Source organism: Streptococcus sp. HMSC061D10, assembly GCF_001808865.1.
In the GTDB taxonomy this organism is placed as follows: Bacteria; Bacillota; Bacilli; order Lactobacillales; family Streptococcaceae; genus Streptococcus.
The window spans coordinates 123,957-145,692 of sequence record NZ_KV794997.1 but is presented as its reverse complement, the minus strand read 5'-3'; the positions used below and the strand labels follow the sequence as shown (position 1 = coordinate 145,692).

The 21,736-nt window shown below is 37.5% G+C and carries 26 protein-coding genes and 1 other annotated feature; of the genes, 22 read left to right on the top strand and 4 right to left on the bottom strand.

The window, feature by feature from the left end; all coding sequences use genetic code 11:
- Positions 1–4 precede the first annotated feature (4 nt).
- Complete coding sequence (locus tag HMPREF2728_RS02145; protein ID WP_049503270.1) at positions 5–472, top strand: 8-oxo-dGTP diphosphatase; 468 nt, start codon at positions 5–7, stop codon at positions 470–472.
- Here HMPREF2728_RS02145 and HMPREF2728_RS02140 read toward each other — a convergent pair.
- Entirely contained in the window at positions 469–984 is a 516-nt protein-coding gene (locus HMPREF2728_RS02140; RefSeq protein ID WP_075226908.1) for a transcription repressor NadR, read from the bottom strand. The genes HMPREF2728_RS02145 and HMPREF2728_RS02140 overlap by 4 nt on opposite strands.
- A gap of 10 nt (positions 985–994) precedes the next feature.
- Positions 995–1,522 (bottom strand): hypothetical protein, encoded by a 528-nt coding sequence (locus tag HMPREF2728_RS02135; protein WP_049503272.1) that lies wholly within the window; start codon positions 1,520–1,522, stop codon positions 995–997.
- Between the two features lie 186 nt (positions 1,523–1,708).
- Positions 1,709–1,844 (top strand) — a sequence feature (ribosomal protein L10 leader region).
- Between the two features lie 38 nt (positions 1,845–1,882).
- Between HMPREF2728_RS02135 and rplJ the strand changes: the two genes are divergently transcribed.
- The 17 genes from rplJ to HMPREF2728_RS02055 all read left to right on the top strand — a co-directional run bounded on the left by rplJ (position 1,883) and on the right by HMPREF2728_RS02055 (position 16,751).
- Positions 1,883–2,383 carry a 50S ribosomal protein L10 gene (gene rplJ / locus HMPREF2728_RS02130; RefSeq protein WP_049503273.1) on the top strand — a complete coding sequence of 167 codons (501 nt, stop codon included), beginning with the start codon at positions 1,883–1,885 and terminating at the stop codon, positions 2,381–2,383.
- A gap of 76 nt (positions 2,384–2,459) precedes the next feature.
- A complete protein-coding gene (gene rplL / locus HMPREF2728_RS02125) occupies positions 2,460–2,825 on the top strand; it encodes a 50S ribosomal protein L7/L12 (protein ID WP_001196968.1) in 366 nt (121 codons plus the stop codon).
- A gap of 201 nt (positions 2,826–3,026) precedes the next feature.
- A complete protein-coding gene (locus HMPREF2728_RS10515; protein ID WP_016397890.1) occupies positions 3,027–3,200 on the top strand; it encodes a hypothetical protein in 174 nt (57 codons plus the stop codon).
- Entirely contained in the window at positions 3,197–3,976 is a 780-nt protein-coding gene (locus HMPREF2728_RS02120; protein WP_049525963.1) for a replication initiator protein A, read from the top strand. Before HMPREF2728_RS10515 ends, HMPREF2728_RS02120 begins: the two co-directional genes overlap by 4 nt.
- A gap of 98 nt (positions 3,977–4,074) precedes the next feature.
- On the top strand, positions 4,075–5,433 hold the full coding sequence (gene dcm, locus HMPREF2728_RS02115) for a DNA (cytosine-5-)-methyltransferase (RefSeq protein ID WP_049525962.1): 1,359 nt from the start codon (positions 4,075–4,077) through the stop codon (positions 5,431–5,433).
- Positions 5,417–5,866, top strand: coding sequence for a hypothetical protein (locus tag HMPREF2728_RS02110; protein WP_049525961.1), 450 nt, complete (start codon positions 5,417–5,419; stop codon positions 5,864–5,866). Before dcm ends, HMPREF2728_RS02110 begins: the two co-directional genes overlap by 17 nt.
- On the top strand, positions 5,859–6,239 hold the full coding sequence (locus tag HMPREF2728_RS02105) for a thioredoxin domain-containing protein (RefSeq protein WP_049525958.1): 381 nt from the start codon (positions 5,859–5,861) through the stop codon (positions 6,237–6,239). The genes HMPREF2728_RS02110 and HMPREF2728_RS02105 overlap by 8 nt, the downstream gene beginning before the upstream one ends.
- Positions 6,240–6,251: 12 nt before the next feature.
- Positions 6,252–6,485 (top strand): hypothetical protein, encoded by a 234-nt coding sequence (locus tag HMPREF2728_RS02100; RefSeq protein ID WP_000840776.1) that lies wholly within the window; start codon positions 6,252–6,254, stop codon positions 6,483–6,485.
- Positions 6,486–6,487: 2 nt separating this feature from the next.
- Complete coding sequence (locus tag HMPREF2728_RS02095; protein ID WP_049525957.1) at positions 6,488–7,075, top strand: CPBP family intramembrane glutamic endopeptidase; 588 nt, start codon at positions 6,488–6,490, stop codon at positions 7,073–7,075.
- 333 nt (positions 7,076–7,408) lie between these two features.
- On the top strand, positions 7,409–7,708 hold the full coding sequence (locus HMPREF2728_RS02090) for a hypothetical protein (protein WP_000869763.1): 300 nt from the start codon (positions 7,409–7,411) through the stop codon (positions 7,706–7,708).
- Positions 7,698–8,186 (top strand): hypothetical protein, encoded by a 489-nt coding sequence (locus HMPREF2728_RS02085; RefSeq protein WP_049525955.1) that lies wholly within the window; start codon positions 7,698–7,700, stop codon positions 8,184–8,186. The genes HMPREF2728_RS02090 and HMPREF2728_RS02085 overlap by 11 nt, the downstream gene beginning before the upstream one ends.
- Positions 8,186–10,063: a VirD4-like conjugal transfer protein, CD1115 family gene (locus HMPREF2728_RS02080; RefSeq protein ID WP_049525993.1), complete on the top strand. Its 1,878-nt coding sequence runs from the start codon at positions 8,186–8,188 to the stop codon at positions 10,061–10,063. Before HMPREF2728_RS02085 ends, HMPREF2728_RS02080 begins: the two co-directional genes overlap by 1 nt.
- A 28-nt stretch (positions 10,064–10,091) precedes the next feature.
- Positions 10,092–10,334 carry a hypothetical protein gene (locus HMPREF2728_RS02075; RefSeq protein WP_000627865.1) on the top strand — a complete coding sequence of 81 codons (243 nt, stop codon included), beginning with the start codon at positions 10,092–10,094 and terminating at the stop codon, positions 10,332–10,334.
- Between the two features lie 16 nt (positions 10,335–10,350).
- Entirely contained in the window at positions 10,351–11,205 is an 855-nt protein-coding gene (locus HMPREF2728_RS02070; RefSeq protein ID WP_001054257.1) for a VirB6/TrbL-like conjugal transfer protein, CD1112 family, read from the top strand.
- A gap of 53 nt (positions 11,206–11,258) precedes the next feature.
- On the top strand, positions 11,259–11,618 hold the full coding sequence (locus HMPREF2728_RS02065) for a PrgI family protein (protein WP_001097589.1): 360 nt from the start codon (positions 11,259–11,261) through the stop codon (positions 11,616–11,618).
- Entirely contained in the window at positions 11,569–13,926 is a 2,358-nt protein-coding gene (locus tag HMPREF2728_RS02060) for a VirB4-like conjugal transfer ATPase, CD1110 family (protein WP_186822182.1), read from the top strand. The genes HMPREF2728_RS02065 and HMPREF2728_RS02060 overlap by 50 nt, the downstream gene beginning before the upstream one ends.
- Before the next feature lie 11 nt (positions 13,927–13,937).
- Entirely contained in the window at positions 13,938–16,751 is a 2,814-nt protein-coding gene (locus tag HMPREF2728_RS02055) for a phage tail tip lysozyme (RefSeq protein ID WP_075226907.1), read from the top strand.
- 34 nt (positions 16,752–16,785) lie between these two features.
- On the opposite strand, the gene HMPREF2728_RS02050 is transcribed toward HMPREF2728_RS02055, so the two are convergent.
- Positions 16,786–17,394, bottom strand: a complete 609-nt coding sequence (locus HMPREF2728_RS02050) for a hypothetical protein (RefSeq protein ID WP_049525950.1) — start codon at positions 17,392–17,394, stop codon at positions 16,786–16,788.
- Between the two features lies 1 nt (position 17,395).
- Positions 17,396–17,560: a hypothetical protein gene (locus HMPREF2728_RS10770; protein ID WP_000201399.1), complete on the bottom strand. Its 165-nt coding sequence runs from the start codon at positions 17,558–17,560 to the stop codon at positions 17,396–17,398.
- Between the two features lie 519 nt (positions 17,561–18,079).
- On the opposite strand from HMPREF2728_RS10770, the gene HMPREF2728_RS02045 reads away from it, so the two are divergent.
- The 4 genes from HMPREF2728_RS02045 (at position 18,080) to HMPREF2728_RS02030 (ending at position 21,724) form a co-directional block, all read left to right on the top strand.
- Positions 18,080–18,379 (top strand): lactococcin 972 family bacteriocin, encoded by a 300-nt coding sequence (locus HMPREF2728_RS02045; protein WP_049525949.1) that lies wholly within the window; start codon positions 18,080–18,082, stop codon positions 18,377–18,379.
- 71 nt (positions 18,380–18,450) lie between these two features.
- Positions 18,451–20,472, top strand: a complete 2,022-nt coding sequence (locus HMPREF2728_RS02040) for a bacteriocin-associated integral membrane family protein (protein WP_049525947.1) — start codon at positions 18,451–18,453, stop codon at positions 20,470–20,472.
- A 1-nt stretch (position 20,473) separates the two neighbouring features.
- Positions 20,474–21,115, top strand: a complete 642-nt coding sequence (locus HMPREF2728_RS02035) for an ABC transporter ATP-binding protein (protein ID WP_049525946.1) — start codon at positions 20,474–20,476, stop codon at positions 21,113–21,115.
- Between the two features lie 198 nt (positions 21,116–21,313).
- On the top strand, positions 21,314–21,724 hold the full coding sequence (locus HMPREF2728_RS02030) for a thrombospondin type 3 repeat-containing protein (protein WP_049525944.1): 411 nt from the start codon (positions 21,314–21,316) through the stop codon (positions 21,722–21,724).
- Positions 21,725–21,736: the final 12 nt, after the last annotated feature.

Here is a 21,736-nt window from a genome sequence, read left to right as displayed (position 1 = left end):
ATTTATGTCCCGTTCCCAATTAACGATTTTAACAAACATTTGTCTGATTGAAGACCTCGAAACTCAGCGCGTGGTTATGCAGTACCGCACTCCTGAAACCAACCGCTGGTCTGGCTATGCCTTCCCAGGAGGCCATGTCGAAAATGGAGAGGCTTTTGCAGAATCTGTTATTCGTGAGATATACGAGGAGACAGGTCTGACGATTAAAAATCCTCAACTGGTCGGCATTAAAAATTGGCCTTTAGATTCGGGTGAACGCTATATTGTCTTTTGTTATAAGGCGACTGAGTTCTCTGGTACCCTTCGCTCTTCAGATGAAGGAGAAGTTTCTTGGATACAAAAAGACCAGATTCCCAACTTGGATCTGGCCTATGATATGTTACCTTTGATGGAGATGATGGAAGCTCCTGATAAGTCAGAATTTTTCTACCGTCACCGTACAGAAGATGGATGGGAAAAGAAAACCTTCTAATCCTTTACTAAATAACCTAACTTGTCCAAGGCTTTCTCGATATAGAGGAGGTCTTGTTCGTTTTCAGCTTCGACTAGGTGATAATGGACGCCATCTGTTAATTCAGAAAGTGGTCTAAAGTCAGACCGTTCGACTTGCTCTAAAAAATGCTGAACGTCACGGCGACAAGAGAGTTTGAGCAAGGTTTCAATTTCTCCGTAGACAGGATGATCAATCAAGGTATTCTGAACACGTCCCCCATTATCGACGATAGCTAGAAGTTCTTGTCCGATTTCTTCCATCTCGTGCTTTACTTTAAACAGCTTGTGAACATACGGATTGGTTTTGCTTTCTTTATAAATATAGCCACGATTGGTTGATAAGATAGGAGCACCGTCTGCACGAAGCACAGCAATGTCCTGAACAATAATCTGGCGAGTTACATGAAAACGGTCTGCTAAGTTTTTTCCGTTTAGTGGTTTTTGAGCTTCTTTTAAGAGTTGTAAAAGGGTTTCTTTTCTATTTTTTGTCATAGTCTCTTTCTTAATGGCGTTTTTTTAATGCTTTATAAACAGCTAAGGCTAAGTAATAGTCTACCATACTATGAATAATTGTACCAATACCAACCAGGACAAATAGGACATAAAACATATTTTCTACATTGGTTCCAGTTCCTGCATAAAAGATAATACATGCAAAAACCTCAGCAATAGCATGAACCAAGCCAAGTACAAAGTTAAAAATCAATGAAGATTTCTTATTGTCCAAGGTTTGAGGATGTTTTTGAAGATAGAAAGCACCCAGACTTCCAAAAAAGATATGGGAAAATGCACGAAGTACGATAACAATCGGATACCCAGCCATGAGAAATCCTAAACTAGAAGCTATAATGACAAAGATAGCCATCCAGGGAGAAATAAACATGGCGATAAAAATAGCAACGTGACTTCCTAGAGTGTAGGAAGCGGGAGGAATGACAATTTTAAATGGCATCACCAAAGGAATCAAAATAGCGATAGCTGTCAGTAATGCGGTCAAGGTCATGAATTGTGTTTTCTTTTGTGTATTCATAATAACTCCTTTTTGTCTGTATATACAGTTGTATAGTACAATAAAAAATCAAGCAAGTCAAGAAGCAAAATTGTTTTTAGAGAAGATTTTTTTAAATGAGGAAAAAGAATGCTAAAAAGAATCAATAAAATTTAAAAAAATAAGCAAAAACTCTTGCACTAATCAAAGTAGTGTGGTATACTTATAAACGGTTTGAAAAAACTGCCTAAGACAGTAGGGGAGCTCGACTCATAAATATCCTACCGAGGACAAAACGTATCATTTAAAAAGAAGCGTATTGTACTTTCGTGTCTAGGTTTGGGCGCGTTTTTCTTTTGGAAAAATTCCCCAAGCAAAATAATTACGGAGGTGAACACACTAATGAGTGAAGCAATTATTGCTAAAAAAGCGGAACTAGTTGACGTAGTAGCTGAGAAAATGAAAGCTGCTGCATCAATCGTCGTTGTAGACGCTCGTGGTTTGACAGTTGAACAAGATACAGTTCTTCGTCGTGAGCTTCGTGGAAGCGAAGTTGAGTACAAAGTTATCAAAAACTCAATCTTACGTCGTGCAGCTGAACAAGCTGGACTTGGAGAATTGGCATCTGTTTTTGTTGGACCATCTGCTGTAGCATTTTCTAACGAAGATGTTATCGCACCAGCGAAAATCTTGAACGACTTTGCTAAAACTGCTGACGCACTTGAAATCAAGGGTGGTGCAATCGAAGGCGCTGTCGCATCAAAAGAAGAAATCGTTGCTCTTGCAACTCTTCCAAACCGCGAAGGACTTCTTTCTATGCTCCTTTCTGTACTTCAAGCGCCAGTGCGCAACGTTGCTCTTGCAGTCAAAGCGGTTGCAGAAAGCAAAGAAGACGCAGCTTAATCTTAAGCTACGCAGCGTAGCCTAGCTACAAAAAAAATAAAAAACTAATTTTAAAACTTATTTGGAGGAAATAACAATGGCATTGAACATTGAAAACATTATTGCTGAAATTAAAGAAGCTTCAATCCTTGAATTGAACGACCTTGTAAAAGCTATCGAAGAAGAATTTGGTGTAACTGCAGCTGCTCCTGTAGCTGTAGCTGCTGCTGGTGGTGCTGAAGAAGCTGCTAAAGATTCATTTGACGTTGAATTGACAGCTGCAGGCGACAAGAAAGTCGGCGTTATCAAAGTTGTACGTGAAATCACAGGTCTTGGTCTTAAAGAAGCTAAAGAACTTGTTGATGGTGCACCAGGTGTCATCAAAGAAGGCGTTGCAGCTGCAGAAGCTGAAGAAATCAAAGCTAAATTGGAAGAAGCTGGAGCTTCAGTTACTCTTAAATAAGAGGCATATACCAATTAGAATTCGGAATACTATAGTATCAGCCTTTTAGAATCGTGAACACATTTTAGAAACTGATAAATTAATTTAGTTTCCTACCAAAAACCCTACCAAAAATTAATTTGGCAGGGTTTTTCTTTTTAATAAAATTATTTTGGAGAACAGTTGAATATTGTTCTCCTTTTTTTATTTTCAGGAGGGAAAATGACAAAAGAATTACAATCATCACGCTATATTGTCATTTCATTTTTAGTACGTGAAATGGGAATAGATATTGTTGAGGCCATATCTCTTATGGCTGAATTGGAAAAAAGTGGCTTGGTTCGATTGGAATCAAGTGGAGATTTAACACTCAAAGAACTTGGAGGCGCGCTATGAAACGAATTACCGCAAATCAATACCAAACTTCAGAACGGTATTACAAATTACCTAAAATTCTTTTTGAGGATGAGAAATATATGGATATGAAATTAGAAGTAAAGGTGGCTTATTCTATTTTAAAAGATCGTTTAGAATTATCTCTCAGTCGTGGTTGGATAGATGAAGAAGGCGCGGTCTATTTAGTATTTTCTAATTCTAAACTGATGAGGCTGTTAGGTTGTTCGAAGTCAAAATTACTGTCCATCAAAAAAACTCTTAAAGAATATGACTTAATTGATGAAGTTCAACAGTCTTCAAGTGAGAAAGGAAGACTAGCTAATAAGATTTATTTAGGGGAATTATCTTCTACCCCAGTAGGTAATTCAAACAGGCCTAGTGTTAAAAAAAGACTAGGGCTGGTTGAAAATGAAACGGCCCCCGTCTCACATTCAGCCCCTAGTGAGACTGAAGTTAGTGAGACTAAATATAGTGAGACTGATTCTTTATTTATTGAGGATGAGGAGGAGAGGGATACTCAACCTATCTTGAAAAGAAAAGTAGAAAAGGTCACAAAATATGATCGAGATTATATTTGGGGATTGGTACAAGATCAATTTAGACGAGAGGGTTTTTCTGAAACAGCCAGTGAAATTGCTATGACTGATTTTGAGAGAATCTATCAGTATGCTCTTGACAATGTTCGCTTTGTTAGACGAGCGGAAGTACTTGCTGAATTTGTGTTTAACGGCTTGTATTCTGTTTGGAATAATCGTGTTAGAAAAGGAGGTGGTTAAATGTCGCCAATCGAGTGGATATTAGTTATGCTCATTTTCATTTCAAGTGGTGTGACACTTTGGACAATGATAGTCGATAAGAAAGAGGTGATCAAGAAATGAGATTTATTGATTTATTTTCAGGTATCGGTGGCTTTCGACTTGGAATGGAAAGTGTCGGACACAAGTGTATTGGATTTTGTGAGATTGATAAATTTGCTAGAGAATCTTATAAATCCATTTTTCAAACGGAAGGAGAAATAGAATTTCATGACATACGAGATGTTTCAGATGACGAATTTAAAAAACTTAGAGGGAAAGTCGATGTCATCTGTGGGGGATTCCCTTGTCAAGCATTTTCAATCGCAGGAAGACGATTGGGATTTGAAGATACTAGAGGAACTTTGTTCTTTGAGATTGCTCGGGCGGCCAAACAAATCCAACCACGTTTTCTTTTTCTTGAAAATGTTAAAGGCTTACTCAATCACGATAAGGGACGGACGTTCACCACAATCCTTACCACACTTGATGAGTTGGGGTTTGATGTTGAGTGGCAGGTGCTTAACAGTAAGGATTTTGGCGTTCCCCAAAACAGAGAGAGGGTGTTTATTATCGGACATTCTAGAAAGAAAGGTACCAGACTCTTATTTCCTTTCAGACGAGAAGGTCAAGCAACTAACTCTGAGACTTTGAAAGCACTAGGAAATTTGAATCCATCAAGAAGTGGAATGAGTGGTAAAGTCTATTATTCAGAAGGTCTTGCGCCAACCTTAGTTCGTGGAAAAGGAGAAGGATTTAAAGTTGCGATTCCTTGTATGACACCAGATAGATTAGAAAAAAGACAAAATGGTAGACGCTTTAAGGAAAACCAAGAGCCGATGTTTACTTTAAATACTCAGGATCGTCATGGTATTGTTGTTGTTGGAGATTTACCGACTAGCTTTAAGGAGACAGGTCGTGTCTATGGAAGATCGGGCTTATCTCCAACATTGACTACGATGCAAGGTGGAGATAAAATTCCCAAAATACTGATTCCAGAACCAATCCAATTTTTAAAAGTCCGGGAGGCAACGAAAAAAGGATATGCTCAAGCAGAGATTGGGGATTCAATCAATTTAGAAAGACCAAGTTCTCAGTATCGTCGTGGTAGAGTGGGAAAAGGTATAGCGAATACGTTAACAACTAGTGGACAAATGGGAGTAGTAGTGGCTAGCTATGAAGGAAAAGATAAACAAGTTTATCATGTAGCCGGTGTCTTGATAGATGGACAATTTTACCGTCTGAGAATTCGACGAATCACTCCTAAAGAGTGTTTTCGCTTGCAAGGGTTTCCTGATTGGGCTTTTGAAGCTGCTAGAAAAGTCTCTAGTAATAGTCAGCTCTATAAACAAGCTGGTAATAGTGTAACCGTTCCTGTGATTGCCGCAATCGCAAAGAAATTAAAAGAAATAGAGGAAAAAGATGAAAGCATTAAATAAAGAGTCAGTACTAGATTGTGATGAATTAGAAACAGAATTACATGATGCAGAAATCAGACAGCTGGATGAACAAATATTTTTGATGCCCAATTATCCATGTGAGTTTGAAGTGAAATTTTTAGATGATTACCATAAAAAACACAATTACCCACTATTTTATGAATCCTATCTTCAAAACATTATGGAATTCCTTGAAAGTCAGGATATAAAGAACGGAGCTGATGCCTTTGTAGATGATAATCATAATCTTGTTTTTGTTTTATATGGGCAAGGCTATCGAGTCGAGGGAAAAGAGGGAATACTTACAACCCAAGTAACTGTAAAAGCTTATGATGAAGACAAGAAATCAATTAACTTCTCAAATTTATTAGATTCCTTAATCGTCTCAGAATATCAAATGGAACCGAATCTTTGGGAGGTCTCCCATGATTGATCTCTATCTAAGTAAAAATAACCATAGAAATCAACTTCTTTTAGAATTCTTCCAAAACTATGGCATTGAGGTATCCTGTCATTCGATTTCTGAAATGACAAGGGATAAATTAATTGAGATGATGAGCTATTCTTCAGATTGTTTTGAGTTTTTATCTCCCAATTTATTACGATTTAAGAACCGTGACAATTTAAGATTAACGGATTTCATTGAAATGATATTAAAAAATCCTGAACTAAACATCAGACTTCCTCTTGCGGTTTCGAATAAGCGAGTTTATCCAAATCTGAGTCTGGAGGAGGCTAGAGCTTTATTGCCAAGAGATACGAAACAATTGATTTACATGGCACAAACACATTATTTATCTAACTAAAGGAGAATCGATATGGCAGAACGATTTTGGGAGAACTTGTCCATTATTTTGGCTGAAAGAAATATCAGCTGGATTGAGTTAACCAGAAAAATGTTTGCGGGAGAGTTTCACTATCCAAGTGAATTGAATCGTTTGTATCAAAAGATTCGTCACTACAAGATGGAACAACGAATGCCTCAAAGTCCATGGGTAGAAAGGATTGTGCAGGTATTAGATTTAGATTATGAAGATTTATTTCGGAGGTAACGATGAAAAGAATAATTCCAGTTTATATATTCCAACAAGTAAATGTCCTATTGGTATCCTTATACTTGCTGAAATTGCTTTGTATCAGTGAGTTAACTATACTAGAGATTCTCTATGGAGCGTCGCTCATTTCTTTTTTATGGATGTATGGTCAACGAAAACAAGTAATCAAGATTAATATGAAAACTAGGATAAAATGGCTTGGTATTGGATTTGTCAGCCTACTGATTATAAGTCTATGTTTTAGCCTAATCCATGCTCAAGGAAGCACGAATCAAGCAAACTTAATTGGGCTTCAACATCAAGTCCCTTGGTTTTCATTTTTATTGTTCTTAATCAATGCGAGTATGGTTGAAGAATTTCTGTATCGAGAAATTTTATGGAACTTGGTTAGAAAATTAGATATTCGAGTTGCTTTGACAAGTGTTTTATTTGCCTTAGCACATCATCCAGAAACTATTCTAGCTTGGTGTTTATATGTTTCATTGGGAATGTTTTTAGGGCTTGTACGCTATAAATCTGACTTATGGGGCAGTATGGGTCTACATTTAGTGTGGAACCTACTAGTTTATAGCTTGCTGCTTTTTTAGACCAAATTAGCTTGTTTTAGGGAAATGAAATGCTAACGTTATGTAACAATGTTAGTCTTTTATTTCAAAATCTTTGTTTAGTATGAATTTAGCTCTACAGGAAAATAAAAAATGTGATAAAAATTTCAACTACTCTTATCTATAATAAAGCTACCTGTTCTTTGAAAATTGAATCCACTCCGTCTTGATTAGCGTGCCTGTGTAAGTAGGGACTGAGAGTATTTCCCTGTGAAGGGCAACTGGCACAAGACGTGTGTGAGAATTTTCTAACAGACACGGAGTTTATCGTTACCAGACTTAAACGATGCGACAAACTAGATAAAGGAGTTAATCATGAAGGTAGTAAACTTGTATGATTTGAAACAAATGGGAAATAAAGGTGGATGTACCATCCAATTGATTCATCACTTTCCTTTTGGTATGGGCTTAGGACATCTCAAAAAAGACTACATTGAATTTAAACGTGTTGGTATCGTTGATGGGAAAGCAGTAGAAGTTACTCTTCGAGAACCTTATTCGAGAGATCTACTGCAGGTTGTCAAGTCGATTAAGCAACGTCAGAAATTGATAGCTTATCGTTATAAAGAAGGAAAGCTGCTATTTGTGAAGAAGGAGGCATCAGATGTCCTCTGAACAACAGGAACGAATGGCAGTTCAATATGCTGAGCGTAGTCTTTTATTTACTGTAAAAAGTCTTTTAAAGATTCTAGAATGGTCTAGACGTCAGGCTTTAGCACAGGATTCCGCCTATAAGGTAGGTGTGCAGAAATTAGAAGAATTGCTACAATCTCCTTATTCGATTGATACGATTAATCTGAAGAAAGATTTTTTAGACAAACCAATTGATATAGAGAAATTTAAAGCTTTTTTAAAAAAAGAAGAGATTCCTTTAGCCATCGCTTGGCAAGGGGATTCTCTGCATTTCTACACGAAAGACCGTTCGATTCTGGACAATCATTTAGACCATCTGTTAGAAAAAATGGTTAATGATCCAGAGAAATTAGCTGATTTTACCATGGATAAGTCATTAGACGATGCAATTGATGAGGCTAAATCTCAAATTACCTTTAGACAAGAAGGGACCGTCAAACAGAAAGAGATGGTGAGATGATGTACAGTGGAAAGAAATTCCTACTATTCTCACTGTTAGGTATCTTACTAGGCTATCTTTTTCATCGTTTGACGCTTTTGTATGATTCCTATACTGGAAATACCTTAGATAAATGGACTCATCTTCTGATGGAAGGTCAAGATGAAGTTCTTCAGTCGCCATGGAATGTTTCCTTTACTGGAAAATCAAGTGCTTTTTTTCTACTAGGTTTTGTGATGATGTTACTAGTTTATCTCTATCTAGAGACTGGTAAAAAACAATACCGAGAAGGAGTAGAATACGGGAGCGCCCGTTTTGGAACTCTAAAAGAAAAGAAGCTCTTTTACGGTAAAGAATTTTCTCATGATACGATCTTAGCACAAGATGTTCGTTTGACATTATTAGATAAAAAACCACCTCAATATGATAGAAATAAGAATATTGCGGTGATCGGAGGTTCAGGAAGTGGGAAGACATTTCGCTTTGTGAAACCCAATCTGATTCAGATGAATACTTCTAATATTGTAGTGGATCCTAAAGATCACTTGGCCGAAAAAACAGGCAAACTCTTTTTAGAACATGGCTACCAAGTAAAGGTGCTAGATTTAGTCAATATGAAGAACTCAGATGGCTTCAATCCTTTTCGCTATATAGAGACAGAAAATGATTTGAATCGCATGCTGACGGTTTATTTCAATAACACCAAAGGCTCTGGCTCCCGTAGTGATCCATTTTGGGATGAAGCTTCTATGACTTTGGTACGAGCTTTAGCCTCCTACTTGGTCGATTTCTATAATCCACCTAAAACAAGAGAACAGCTCATAGAAGAAAGTCGTTTAAGTCAAAAGGAATACCAAAACTTGTTGAAACGTCAAAAAAAAGAAGTGGAAGAGCGAAAAAAACGAGGGCGTTATCCAAGTTTTGCTGAAATCTCAAAGCTCATTAAACACTTATCCAAGGGTGAAAATCAAGAAAAAAGTGTCTTAGAAATTCTATTTGAAAATTATGCTAAAAAGTATGGAACTGAAAATTTTACCATGCGAAATTGGGCAGATTTCCAAAATTATAAGGATAAGACTCTGGATTCTGTCATAGCTGTAACCACTGCTAAATTTGCCCTCTTCAATATTCAAAGTGTCATGGATTTGACCAAAAAAGATACCCTTGATATGAAGACATGGGGCCAGGAAAAATCAATGGTTTACTTAGTTATCCCAGATAACGATAGTACCTTTCGGTTTCTTTCAGCCCTCTTTTTTTCAACCGTATTTCAAACCCTAACAAGACAAGCAGATATTGATTTTAAGGGGCAATTGCCTCTTCATGTGAGAGTTTACTTAGATGAGTTCGCAAATATCGGAGAAATTCCAGATTTTGCTGAACAAACCTCAACAGTCCGTTCTCGAAATATGAGTCTCGTTCCTATTCTACAAAATATTGCCCAACTTCAAGGGCTCTATAAAGAAAAAGAAGCTTGGAAAACCATTCTTGGGAACTGTGATAGCTTAGTCTACCTAGGTGGTAATGATGAAGATACCTTTAAATTTATGAGTGGCTTACTCGGTAAACAAACCATTGATGTTCGAAATACTAGTCGTTCCTTTGGACAGACAGGTTCAGGATCCCTTTCTCATCAAAAGATTGCTCGTGATTTAATGACACCTGATGAAGTCGGAAATATGAAACGACATGAATGCTTGGTTCGAATTGCCAATATGCCTGTCTTTAAAAGCAAAAAATACAATTCCACTAAGCATCCAAACTGGAAGTACCTAGCCAATCAAGAAAGCGATGAACGGTGGTGGAACTATCAAATCAATCCTTTGATTCAAAGACAAGAAAATCAGCTTGACGGCCTTAGAATTCGTGATTTAACTTTTGAATCTAGTTTAAAATAAGAAAATAAAAATAGAAAAGAGGAAATAGATGATTACGCATTTTAAAGGTTTTGTTTATGGAGTAGACGCAAGTGCTATGTTTGCACAAGCTATGTCTTTGTTACAGAAGGGATTGATTGCGGTTGGTGCCTTTCTCGTTGTTGTGGGGATTGTCAACCTTGCAACCAACATTAAAGATGGTGGACCAGGTGTTCGGAATGCCATTCTGGAAATTGTCGGTGGTGTTATGGTAGGGGCTGCTGGAGCCTTTGTAACTCAAATTTCAATTTAGGAGGATAAACAATGACATGAATCTTAGTTTAGTCTCACCCTTTGTTTACCTTGCATCTGAAAAAATATCAGCTGAAAATTTATTTGAAGGATTTAATGTGGATTTACAATCTACGGTAGATCTGATTAAATCTCTATCTAGCTATAATCCAACTGTTTGGACTTATATGTCAAGTATTACTAAAAGTGTCATGCAACCTCTTGGAGTTGCGATTTTATCAGTTGTTCTCATCTTAGAATTTTCGAAGATGGCAAAGAAAATTGCTAACTCAGGTGGAGCGATGACCTTTGAAGCATTAGCGCCGATGTTGATTAGTTATATTATGGTCGCAGTTGTAATTACCAACACTACCGTCATTGTAGAAGCTATCATCGGTATTGCGAGTCACGCCATTGAACAAGTGGCCTCGATTGTGGCTCACGGTGGGGCAAAGTATGATACCATCTCTGGATTAAAAGGTTCAGGCTTTATTGGCCGGATGATCGTGGGCTTTTTCGCCCTCCTCATTTGGCTTGTTCGGATAGTAAGTGCAGCCATGGTCAATCTTTTGGTATCCATTCGATTTATTCAACTTTACCTTATGATTCCATTTGCCCCTCTTACGATTCCAACATTTTTAAGTGATGAGTGGAAGTCTATTGGTATTGGCTATTTAAAAAATATTATGGTCTATGCGGTACAAGGGGTTCTCATTTTTCTGATTGTTTCTCTTGTTCCTTTGTTTGAATCTGCTGGAAAAATAGCTGTTTCAAATGGTGCAGGAGTCTTGCAATCACTTGCGATTATGTTTGGTAGTTTGGTACAAGCTATCTTACTGATTATTGCCCTCGTTGGTTCTCAACGTACGGCTCGCTCAATCTTAGGTATGTAATTAGATAAAGGCTAGGAAGTGATTGCTTCTTAGCCTTTTTAGAAAGGAAAGTCATGAATACACGTGTCTTTAAAGACATCTCAAAATACCAACACAGGGCTTGGTTAGGTTTCACCACAAGACAAATCATCTTTGTTTTACCAGCCTTTATTGTCACAATTATTGTTTTGGGCTTGAATCTCTTTTTCTGGCAATTTGGAGATTGGTTTGTTTACGGTTTTGTGTTTGCTTTTACCATCCCCCTAATGCTTTTTGGAGTCTATAAACCCAATGATTTATATTTTGAACATTATTTGAAATACCGTCTTCATTTTGAATTAACGGTTCCCCTACGCACAATTACAGGAAAGAAAGGACCTGAACATGAAAAGAAAATCAAATACATTAAAGAAACAAAAAACTTCAATGACTAATAAAAAGGAAGAAGTTAAAGGGAAAAAAGAGGAAGTGTTACCCTCAACGGCTAATACTCTTTCCTATCAAGCCCTGTATCAAAATGGTCTGATGCAGGTAAAAGAAGATTATTTCTCACAAAGCTATTTACTTGGTGATGTCAATTACCAGACCGTTGGTTTAGAAGATAAGGGCGCAATCATTGAGAAGTATTCTGATTTGATTAACTCACTAGATGACCAAACCAACTTCCAATTGACTATCTTTAATAAAAGATTGAATTTAGAAAAGTTTAGACAGAGTGTTCTGTATGAGGAAAAAGAAGATGGGTATGATACCTATCGTAAAGAACTGAATCGGATGATGAATCAGAATTTAGACAGTGGTGAAAATAATTTCTCAGCTGTGAAATTGATTACCTTTGGTAGAAAGGATTCTAATCCCAAACAAGCCTATCGTTCCTTGTCTCAAATTGGAGAATATTTCAAGAGTGGTTTCTCAGAAATTGATGCTCGCTTTGAATCCTTGGCTGGAGAAAACCGTGTGAACTTGTTGGCAGATATGCTTAGAGGAGAACACCATCTTCCTTTTTCTTACCGTGATTTAACGAGATCGGGTCAGACAACTCGTCACTTTATAGCTCCTAATCTCTTAGATTTCAAAAACAAGAATTACCTACAAATCAATGACCGATTATTGCAGATTGTCTATGTGAGAGACTACGGCATGGAATTAGGTGATCAGTTTATTCGAGACCTCATGCAAGGAGATTTGGAATTGATTGTGAGCCTCCATGCCCAAAGTTCGACCAAGGCGGATGCCATGAAGAAGCTACGAACAAAGAAGACCTTAATGGAATCCCAAAAGATTGGGGAACAACAAAAACTTGCTCGAACAGGTATCTATTTGGAAAAAGTAGGTCATGTATTAGAAAGCAATATCGATGAAGCTGAGGAACTCTTAAAAACCATGACCGAGACAGGAGATAAACTATTTCAAACAGTATTCTTGATTGGTGTTTTTGGTCAGGATGAAGAAGAACTTAAACAAGCTCTAGACACGATTCAACAAGTGGCTGGCTCAAATGACCTAATGATTGATAAACTTCCATATATGCAAGAAGCAGCCTTTAATAGTTTGCTGCCATTTGGTTGTGATTTTTTAGAGGGAGTATCACGGAGTTTATTAACGTCCAATATAGCAGTGAACTCTCCATGGACTTCAGTAGACTTACAAGACCGCAGTGGGAAATATTACGGTATCAATCAAATCTCAAGCAATATTATTACTATTGATCGCAGCCTATTAAATACACCGTCTGGTCTGATTTTAGGAACATCTGGAGCTGGGAAAGGGATGGCAACCAAGCATGAAATTATCACAACGAAAATCAAGGAATCTGGTGAAAATACTGAAATTATCATCGTGGATCCAGAAGCAGAGTACAGTATCATTGGACGAGCTTTTGGGGGAGAAATGATTGATATTGCGCCCGATTCCCAAACTTATCTCAATGTCCTTGACTTGTCTGAGGAAAATATGGATGAAGATCCTGTAAAGGTAAAATCAGAATTTCTTTTATCCTTTATCGGCAAGTTATTGGATAGAAAAATGGATGGAAGAGAAAAATCGATTATTGACCGAGTTACGAGACTGACCTATCAGTCATTTAAAGAGCCTTCTTTGGAAGAATGGGTCTTTGTCTTGAGTCAACAACCAGAAGAAGAAGCGCAGAATTTGGCACTTGATATGGAACTGTATGTCGAAGGTTCTCTTGATATTTTTTCTCATAAGACCAATATTCAGACAGGATCTAATTTCTTAATCTATAATGTTAAAAAGTTAGGAGATGAGCTGAAACAAATCGCTCTCATGGTAGTGTTTGATCAGATATGGAATCGTGTCGTTCGGAACCAAAAATTAGGGAAGAAGACCTGGATTTATTTTGATGAAATGCAGCTTCTCTTATTAGATAAATATGCCAGTGATTTCTTCTTTAAATTGTGGAGTCGTGTCAGAAAATATGGAGCTAGTCCGACTGGGATAACTCAAAACGTCGAAACCTTATTGTTAGATCCAAATGGTAGACGGATTATTGCAAATAGTGAATTTATGATTCTCCTCAAGCAAGCAAAAAATGATAGAGAAGAACTGGTTCAACTCTTAGGCTTGTCAAAAGAACTCGAAAAATACCTAGTCAATCCAGAAAAAGGGGCAGGACTGATAAAAGCTGGTTCCGTTGTCGTACCCTTTAAAAATAAGATTCCTCAAGGTACACAATTGTTTGATATTATGAGTACGGATCCTGATAAAATGGCTTCTAATTAAGGGGAAGGTAAATGAAGGATAAAAGAGAAATCATACGTGCCCGAAAGGCATTTAGAAGAAGCCTAAAAGATGAGAAAAAATTCTTGAAAAAAGGAAAGAAGGAGGTAAGGAAACAGAAAAAAGATTCCGCTGTACTGGATGAAAAAGCATGGAAAAAAGAGATAAAAGAAAAGCTAGAGGAGATGAGAGAAGCTTCAAAGGAGAGAGTAAAACAAGCAAATGAAGACTACAATCATATTCTTCAAAATAGTCCTCCATCTCTTTTGAATCGCAAAGAATTAAGAGACAGACGGTTGCCTCATGCTAGGAAACGATTGAAAATAGCCAAGAAGCAATTTAAGGAAGCAAAGGTAGAAGCAAAAGAAGAAAGAAAAGAGAGTCGTAAAGAAAGAAAAACCAATCAAAAATTTCTCTACGGTCAGGAATCGAAAGCAAAATCTAATTTTTTCTTTCAAGGGAAGAGTTTAGAAGAATTAAAAGCTAAGAAAGAAGTCAAGGCCGCCAAAGAAAATTTAAAATCTACTAAACAAGCCTATAAATCCAAAAAAGTCAGTAGGAAAGCCAAAACTTTCCTTTATGTCCTTGGACGTGAAGGTGGAGAGTTAGCTTCAGAAAATGAAGATTTAGAAGGCTATCGCACACTTCAAGAGACCATTAGAAAAGGGAAACGCTACAGTCGGCTTTCTTATAATCTTGGAAAAGCTAGTGTCAAAACAGGACAAGCAACAGGTCGTTTTACCAAGAAAAGACTGACCAACACAAAAGAGCGATACCATCATTTTAAGGATGGAAAAGGATGGAAACTAGCGAAAGATAATCCAAGTTCCTTTAAAAATCGGTATCGAAAATTAAAGAAACAAGGTCTTACAAGTGTCCGAAATATCTATCAAAAACTAAAAGCAGCCTTTTCCTTCTTTACATTTGCGGCTGGAAATCCTGCAACCTGGATAGTTGGAGGATTAGTCTTTCTTCTATTATTTATGATGAGCTTCTTTTTAGGATTTTCATCTGCTAGTTTGATTCAACAAGATGAATTTGAATTAACAAAAGCTTATACCCACCTAACTTGGGAAGATGCAGAACATACTCGTACAAATGACAAAGGAATTACTTATTACACAAAAGTTGATGATGTGATGGGGTATATGAACTTTAAATTCCATGACTATGAGTTACACAAACCAGTTCACTTATTTAGTTCAGAAACTTACAAGGATTATCTGTCTACTTTGTGGCATGATTTAAACGATGGGGAAGATTTGAAATCCATGCAAGACCTCTATGAAACTCCTAAGTATAAACTCTCGAAAGACGATCAAGAGGAAATGAAGGAACTAAAAGAAGAGGGTGTGTATGCTTCCATGCAGGAATTGGACAATCCATTTGAGGGGAAAAGCAACGAAGATAGTCTAACCATGACTTATCGTTATGGATACTATGATTTAGACGGAAAACCTACCCTTCAGGAGTACATTCTACTAGAAGCGAAGGCTCACCAAACAATTGTCGCACCAATGGATGGAGTTGTATCTCTAGATGGTGACAATGTTATTCTCACTAACGGAAAAGGAGAGAATGAGAGTCGTTTAGCCTTGTATTCCATTCATAATGGCCGTGCGATTGAGGGAACAAGGGTCTTAACTGGTGATGTTATTGGTGAGACACCAGACGATACAGGTTTGAAAGTTTCCTATCAAAAGTATAAGAACAAGAAAGAAAAATTGGTGTATGTCAATCCGCAATTTTATTTTCCAAAAGTCATTCAACTTCAGACCACTATCTTACCTGCCATTGGTCAGTTTGGTGGGGATGAGTTTGAACGAGCAAAACATATTTATGAGTTTTTGAAATCTCAAGGGGCAAGTCCCCAAGCCATTGCGGCTATTTTAGGAAATTGGTCGGTAGAGTCTTCTATTAATCCAAAACGTGCTGAAGGAGATTATTTATCTCCTCCTGTTGGAGCTACCGATTCCTCATGGGATGATGAAAGCTGGTTAGCAATTGGAGGTCCATCCATTTATGGAGGTGCGTATCCTAATATTCTTCATAGAGGTCTAGGTTTAGGGCAATGGACGGATACTGCAGATGGTTCAACACGGCATACAGCTTTATTAAATTATGCACACGCTAAAAATAAGAAATGGTATGATTTAGACCTCCAGCTTGACTTTATGCTTCATGGGGATAGTCCTTACTATCAAAGTTGGTTAAAGGATTTCTTTGGAAATACGGGGAGTGCAGCCAATCTCGCCCAACTCTTCCTCACCTATTGGGAGGGAAATTCTGGTGACAAACTACTGGAAAGACAAACCAGAGCAACGGAATGGTATTACCAAATTGAAAAAGGTTTCAGCCAAACAAATGGAGGACAGGCAAAAAGTGACCCGCAATCCCTTGAAGGGGTTCGTGGGGACTTGTATGAGCATTCTGTTCCTGGTGGTGGAGATGGTATGGCCTATGCCTATGGACAATGTACATGGGGTGTTGCGGCTCGTATGAATCAATTAGGCTTAAAATTAAAAGGAAGTAATGGAGAGAAGATTTCAATCATTAATACCATGGGAAATGGTCAGGACTGGGTTGCGACAGCGTCAAGTCTTGGAGGTGAAACAGGCTCTACACCAAGAGCAGGTGCTATTGTTTCTTTTGTGGGAGGTACACATGGCACACCAGCAGACTATGGTCATGTGGCTTTTGTCGAGAAGGTCTATGATGATGGTTCTTTCCTTGTGTCTGAAACTAACTATGGTAGCAACCCTAACTATACCTTTAGAAAAATCTCTCAAGCAGATAGTGCCATTAGTTTTGCTTATACGGTGAAATAAAAGAATCATGTCATCAGTTTAGGTGACATGATTCTTAGTTTTTATAGAGTGACATATTTAATGCCATAGGCTGATAACTTACTTGATGATCGTCTTTAATCAATTGACTGTAAGCAACAAATCCGAACTGTTCATAAAATTGAATGACTTTAGGATGATTGATACTATCTAAAAATACCATCTGAGTTCCTACAATTGCTCGAAATTCTTCAATTTTTTGAATTACAATTTCAAATAACTCTTGTCCTGATAGTTTATTTAGCTTTGTGTTTTTGCCGAATTGACCGATAAGTAACACAGGGAGATAATCAATATTTTGGGGACTTTTCCCTTTTAGGACGAGTTTCTTTTTTAGGGATTTCTCTAAATCAGAAATATCAACAACTTTGAGAGATAAACTAAAGAATCCTATGATGTTACTTGTTTCAATTTCTTCAACGATAAAATTACGAGAACGATGTTGTTTTTCAAAATTGGGAGCTTTATCAGATAGATAAGTCAACATCTCTTCATTACCGTTGAAATTAACATTTTCTAAAATGATAGTTTTAAATAGCTCCTGAACTTGTTTCTTAGTTTTATCAGGAGCCAGCACTTGAATATTTTCAAGATATTGCTTAAGTGGTGTTACTTGAATTGTCATCTTACAGATACTTTGAAATGAGTTTATTTTTCGTTGGAGCGGTAGCGTCTTGTGATTCAATAGATTTCAAGACTGCTTGTAGCTTTTTAGATGGTTTATGATTAAGAATTTTTAGAGCATCTTCGTTTGTTAGTTTTATGTCACGTGTTAAACTGATTGTAGCCATTTGTTCTACCTCCTGTTTCTACTTAAATTCATTATAGCTTATTTTGAAAAAAAGTTCAATCTAAAGATAGTGTATGTTTTCTATAGTGTATAAATCCAAAATAAGTTTTTCTCTTGTATTTGTAGCTCATATTCGTTAGAATAATGGTGTAGATGAGTGGTCGGCTCATGGTCAATCTGATAGTAATCTTGGACATAAGGGCCAAGCGGTGGCGGACACCAGAACGAAATCCGATAGCAATCTTGGACGTAAGGGCCAAGCGGTGGCAGACACCAGAATAAACCGACTGACTAGGTGGCTTACAGGTTCAGTAAGCCATCTATTTTTTATTATTACAATAGTTTATTTGAAAAAAATTTTCTGATTTACTTAAAATTAATTGACATATAATTAATTGACATATAATAGTAAAAATGGTATCATTGTTTTATAAAGAAACCGGTTTCAAAAAAAGAGAGAGGAGGATTTATTTTGTCGCATTGTTACTCAGGGTGTGCTTTGTTTGAAAGGAGAAATAAAATGAAAACGAAAAAAAATAGATTACTCGCTCTAGCTCTTATTTCAAGCTTTACATTAATGGGAGCTGTATCTGCCGCAGTGCAGTATCCTGATGGTGGTGTTTGGACCTATGGTGAGGGTTCTGGAGGAGGATGGGCTTTTTCAAATTACTACCATGGTAAAAAATACCATTATTCATCTATCGTGAGCAGATGGGATAGTGATTCTGATAAAGGAGAAGCTCCTGCTGGAAAAACTTCCTACGCATGGATTTGGACCAAATGGGGAGAACAAGTATCATTTTACTATGATTATGACTAATCGTTCATTGGTTTAAATCGTTCCCCTTGTACGAGCTACAAGGGGAATCATTTTTTTATAAGGAGTCTACTATGAAGAAACTATTTATTTGCTTGTCTACTATTTTTCTCAGTTGCTTCTTCATTTGGATTATTATCTTACGTGCCCCTCAGTATCTCTATACTAGTTATGACTCCGTTACCCTGCTACGTGTTAAAAAGGGGGCACAAGAGCCGACTCGTGAGGAGTTTGAGCGAGAGTTGGAGAAGTTTGCAAGCTCGGAGCAGAGTTTGATTGCCAGACGGATAGTAGAGCCGAGTAAGGATGGAAGCACCAACTTCACCTATGCGACCTATGGTCAGGGAAGCTTGCCAAAAGAGTTTCAAGTGGCCAGCCAAGAAAGCCGAGAACGGAGCGATCCTCTCAATAGCTACCTTCTCTTATCTGGTTCATTGACCAAGGAAAAATTAGCTGCAAAATTAGATGATTTAGGTTATAAAGCGATTGCAGACCGCAAAACTCCTCCGTATCTTTTAGCTTTTTGGATTGCTTTAAATCCGTTGTTGTTGATTAGTTTAGCTATATTTGGATTAGCTTTCTTTGCTATGGTGATTATCACTCGGATTAAGGAGATGCGGGCTGCAGGGCTTCAGCTCTTTTCAGGACAGACCCTCTTGTCCATTATAGGAAGCGCCTTATACGATGACGTCAAGTGGCTTTGCTTAGCTGGGGGGGGATCCCTTATAGTGGGAGGTGCTGTACTCCTCGGCCAAGGGCTCTTTTATTCCGTTCTTTTAGCAACCTTTAGTATCGGAGTGGGGCTTTATCTTCTCTTTTTATTGGGAATTTCGCTCGTACTGAGCCTGCTCTACTTGATGAGCTTGAGCTACAAGGCTTTGGTTCCTGTGTTAAAAGGACGTTTGCCCCTCAAACGTTTGATGACCTTGACCTTGCTATGTCAGTTGGTTGCTGTCTTTACAGTAGGTTATGCAGTCAAGACTGGCTTGACTTCTTACCAGCGTTTACAGGAACTCCAGCTATCCAAGCAAGCTTGGGAAGATCGAGCAGATTATTACCAAATTTCCTTTGGGATCGGTGATAGAGGAAAAAATGCGGAAAATCAGAGCAAGTGGTATGCCTTTGCCAAGGAAGCAATCGAAGAAGAACAAGCCCTTTATGTAAAGGATAATCTGTTCCATTTTGCCAATCCACAAGGAAAAAATGAACAGGGAGAGACATTGGATACCTATAGTCCGGATGCTAATACGCTCTATGTTAGTCCCAGTTATTTGGAGAAGGAAAAGGTCGTGGTAGATGCTGAGACCAAACAGAAGTTAGCCCATCTCCAAAAAGGTGAGTTTATTCTCTTGCTCCCAGAACATTTGCGCTCTCGAGAAGCAGAACTAAAAAAAATCTTTGAAGAAAGATTGAGTTATTATGGAAAATCTGGTGAGGAGGCAAGTGCTCCTTTGGATTATGAGATGAAAGCGCACGTTAGTTATCTTTCAATGGGAGAAAAGCGGTTTGTTTATAATAACGGTGAGAATCCCGTATCCACTCAGTATTTGACTGATCCGATTTTAGTGGTATTCACGCCGACTTCTACAGGTGATAGTTTTACATCCTTATCTAGTTGGTCTATCAATGCTGGTAAGAATATTTTTGTCAAAGGATATGAAGATGGGATTAAACTCTTGAAAAATGCAGAAATTTATGATCAAGTCTCCTATCTCAAGGAGGGACGAAGTGTTTACCTCGCACGTTACTATGAGGTTCAAACAGAAACTCTAACCCTTATTTTAGGAGCTATTATTGGAATCGCGAGTTCTTTGCTTCTCTTTTATTCTGTGAATCTTCTTTATTTTGAACAATTCCGTCGTGAGATTTTGATTAAACGAATTTCTGGTTTGCGATTTTTTGAAACACACGCTCAGTATATGATTAGTCAATTTGCTAGTTTTGTATTCGGTGCGAGTCTCTTTATTTGGCGTAGTCGGGATTTGATGATTGGATTGGTAACTTTATCAATCTTCCTCGTTATTGCTATACTGACTCTCTACCGTCAAGCACAGAAAGAATCTCGTGTTTCTATGACCATTATGAAAGGAAAATAGGATGATTGAACTAAAGAATATATCTAAAAAATTTGGAAGCCGTCAGCTATTTTCAGATATTAATCTTCATTTTGAAGGTGGGAAAATTTATGCCTTAATCGGTACAAGTGGCTGTGGTAAGACAACACTCTTGAATATGATTGGACGATTAGAGCCATATGACAAAGGGCAAATCATCTATGATGGCACCTCTCTTAAAGACATTAAGCCCTCTGTTTTCTTTAGAGATTACTTGGGATATTTATTTCAAGATTTTGGCTTAATTGAAAGCCAAACCGTCAAAGAGAATCTCAATCTGGGTTTAGTTGGTAAAAAGTTGAAAGAAAAAGAGAAACTCTCTTTGATGAAACAAGCTCTAAACCGTGTAAACCTCTCTTATTTGGATTTAAAGCAACCTATATTTGAGTTATCAGGAGGAGAAGCACAACGTGTTGCACTAGCGAAGATAATTTTAAAGGATCCGCCTTTGATTCTTGCAGATGAACCAACCGCTTCGCTAGACCCCAAAAACTCTGAGGAATTACTCTCTATCCTAGAATCTTTAAAAAATCCGAATCGAACCATTATTATTGCGACCCACAATCCTCTTATTTGGGAGCAAGTGGACCAAGTCATTCGAGTTACCGATTTATCACATAGATGATATGGCAAGATTCAGCAATAAGAAAGTTTTTGATTATATACAGCATAAATTTCGAAAATCTGGAGTACTTGTTTATAATCACAATATTATTTGAGAACGCAGTTTTGGCTCGTTCTCTTTTTTTGTTGTGATACTTCTTTCAAGGAATATTTGGTAGGATTGGAGTGAAAAAAGATTAACTAGGAAAGAAGGAAGTATATGGAAGCCATTTATCAACGTGATTCGGATCAAGATGGACTAACTGATGCTCAAGAATTAGCGCTAGGAACCAATCCTATTAGCGCAGATTCTGATGGTGATGGTCGTTCAGATTTAGTGGAAGTAGAAGAAGGAACCAATCCCTTAGAAAAGGATTTACAAGACATAGACCAAACAAGTATAACTGAACCATCTTCAGTATTTATGGAAATGAAACAAAAGATTTCAGATATGATGGAGAGTCACTACAAGGAATTTATACAGGCTCTGATTAGTATTGAAACAGGGATTGAAAACCAACAAGACCTAGAAGACTTATATACTTACTACATGAGAACAGATTCTGTTTCTCTTTTGTCTAGTGATTTAGAAACCAGTCCTCAAGAGGTTGAAATGGAGATAGAGTTGTAGGGGAATCATGTG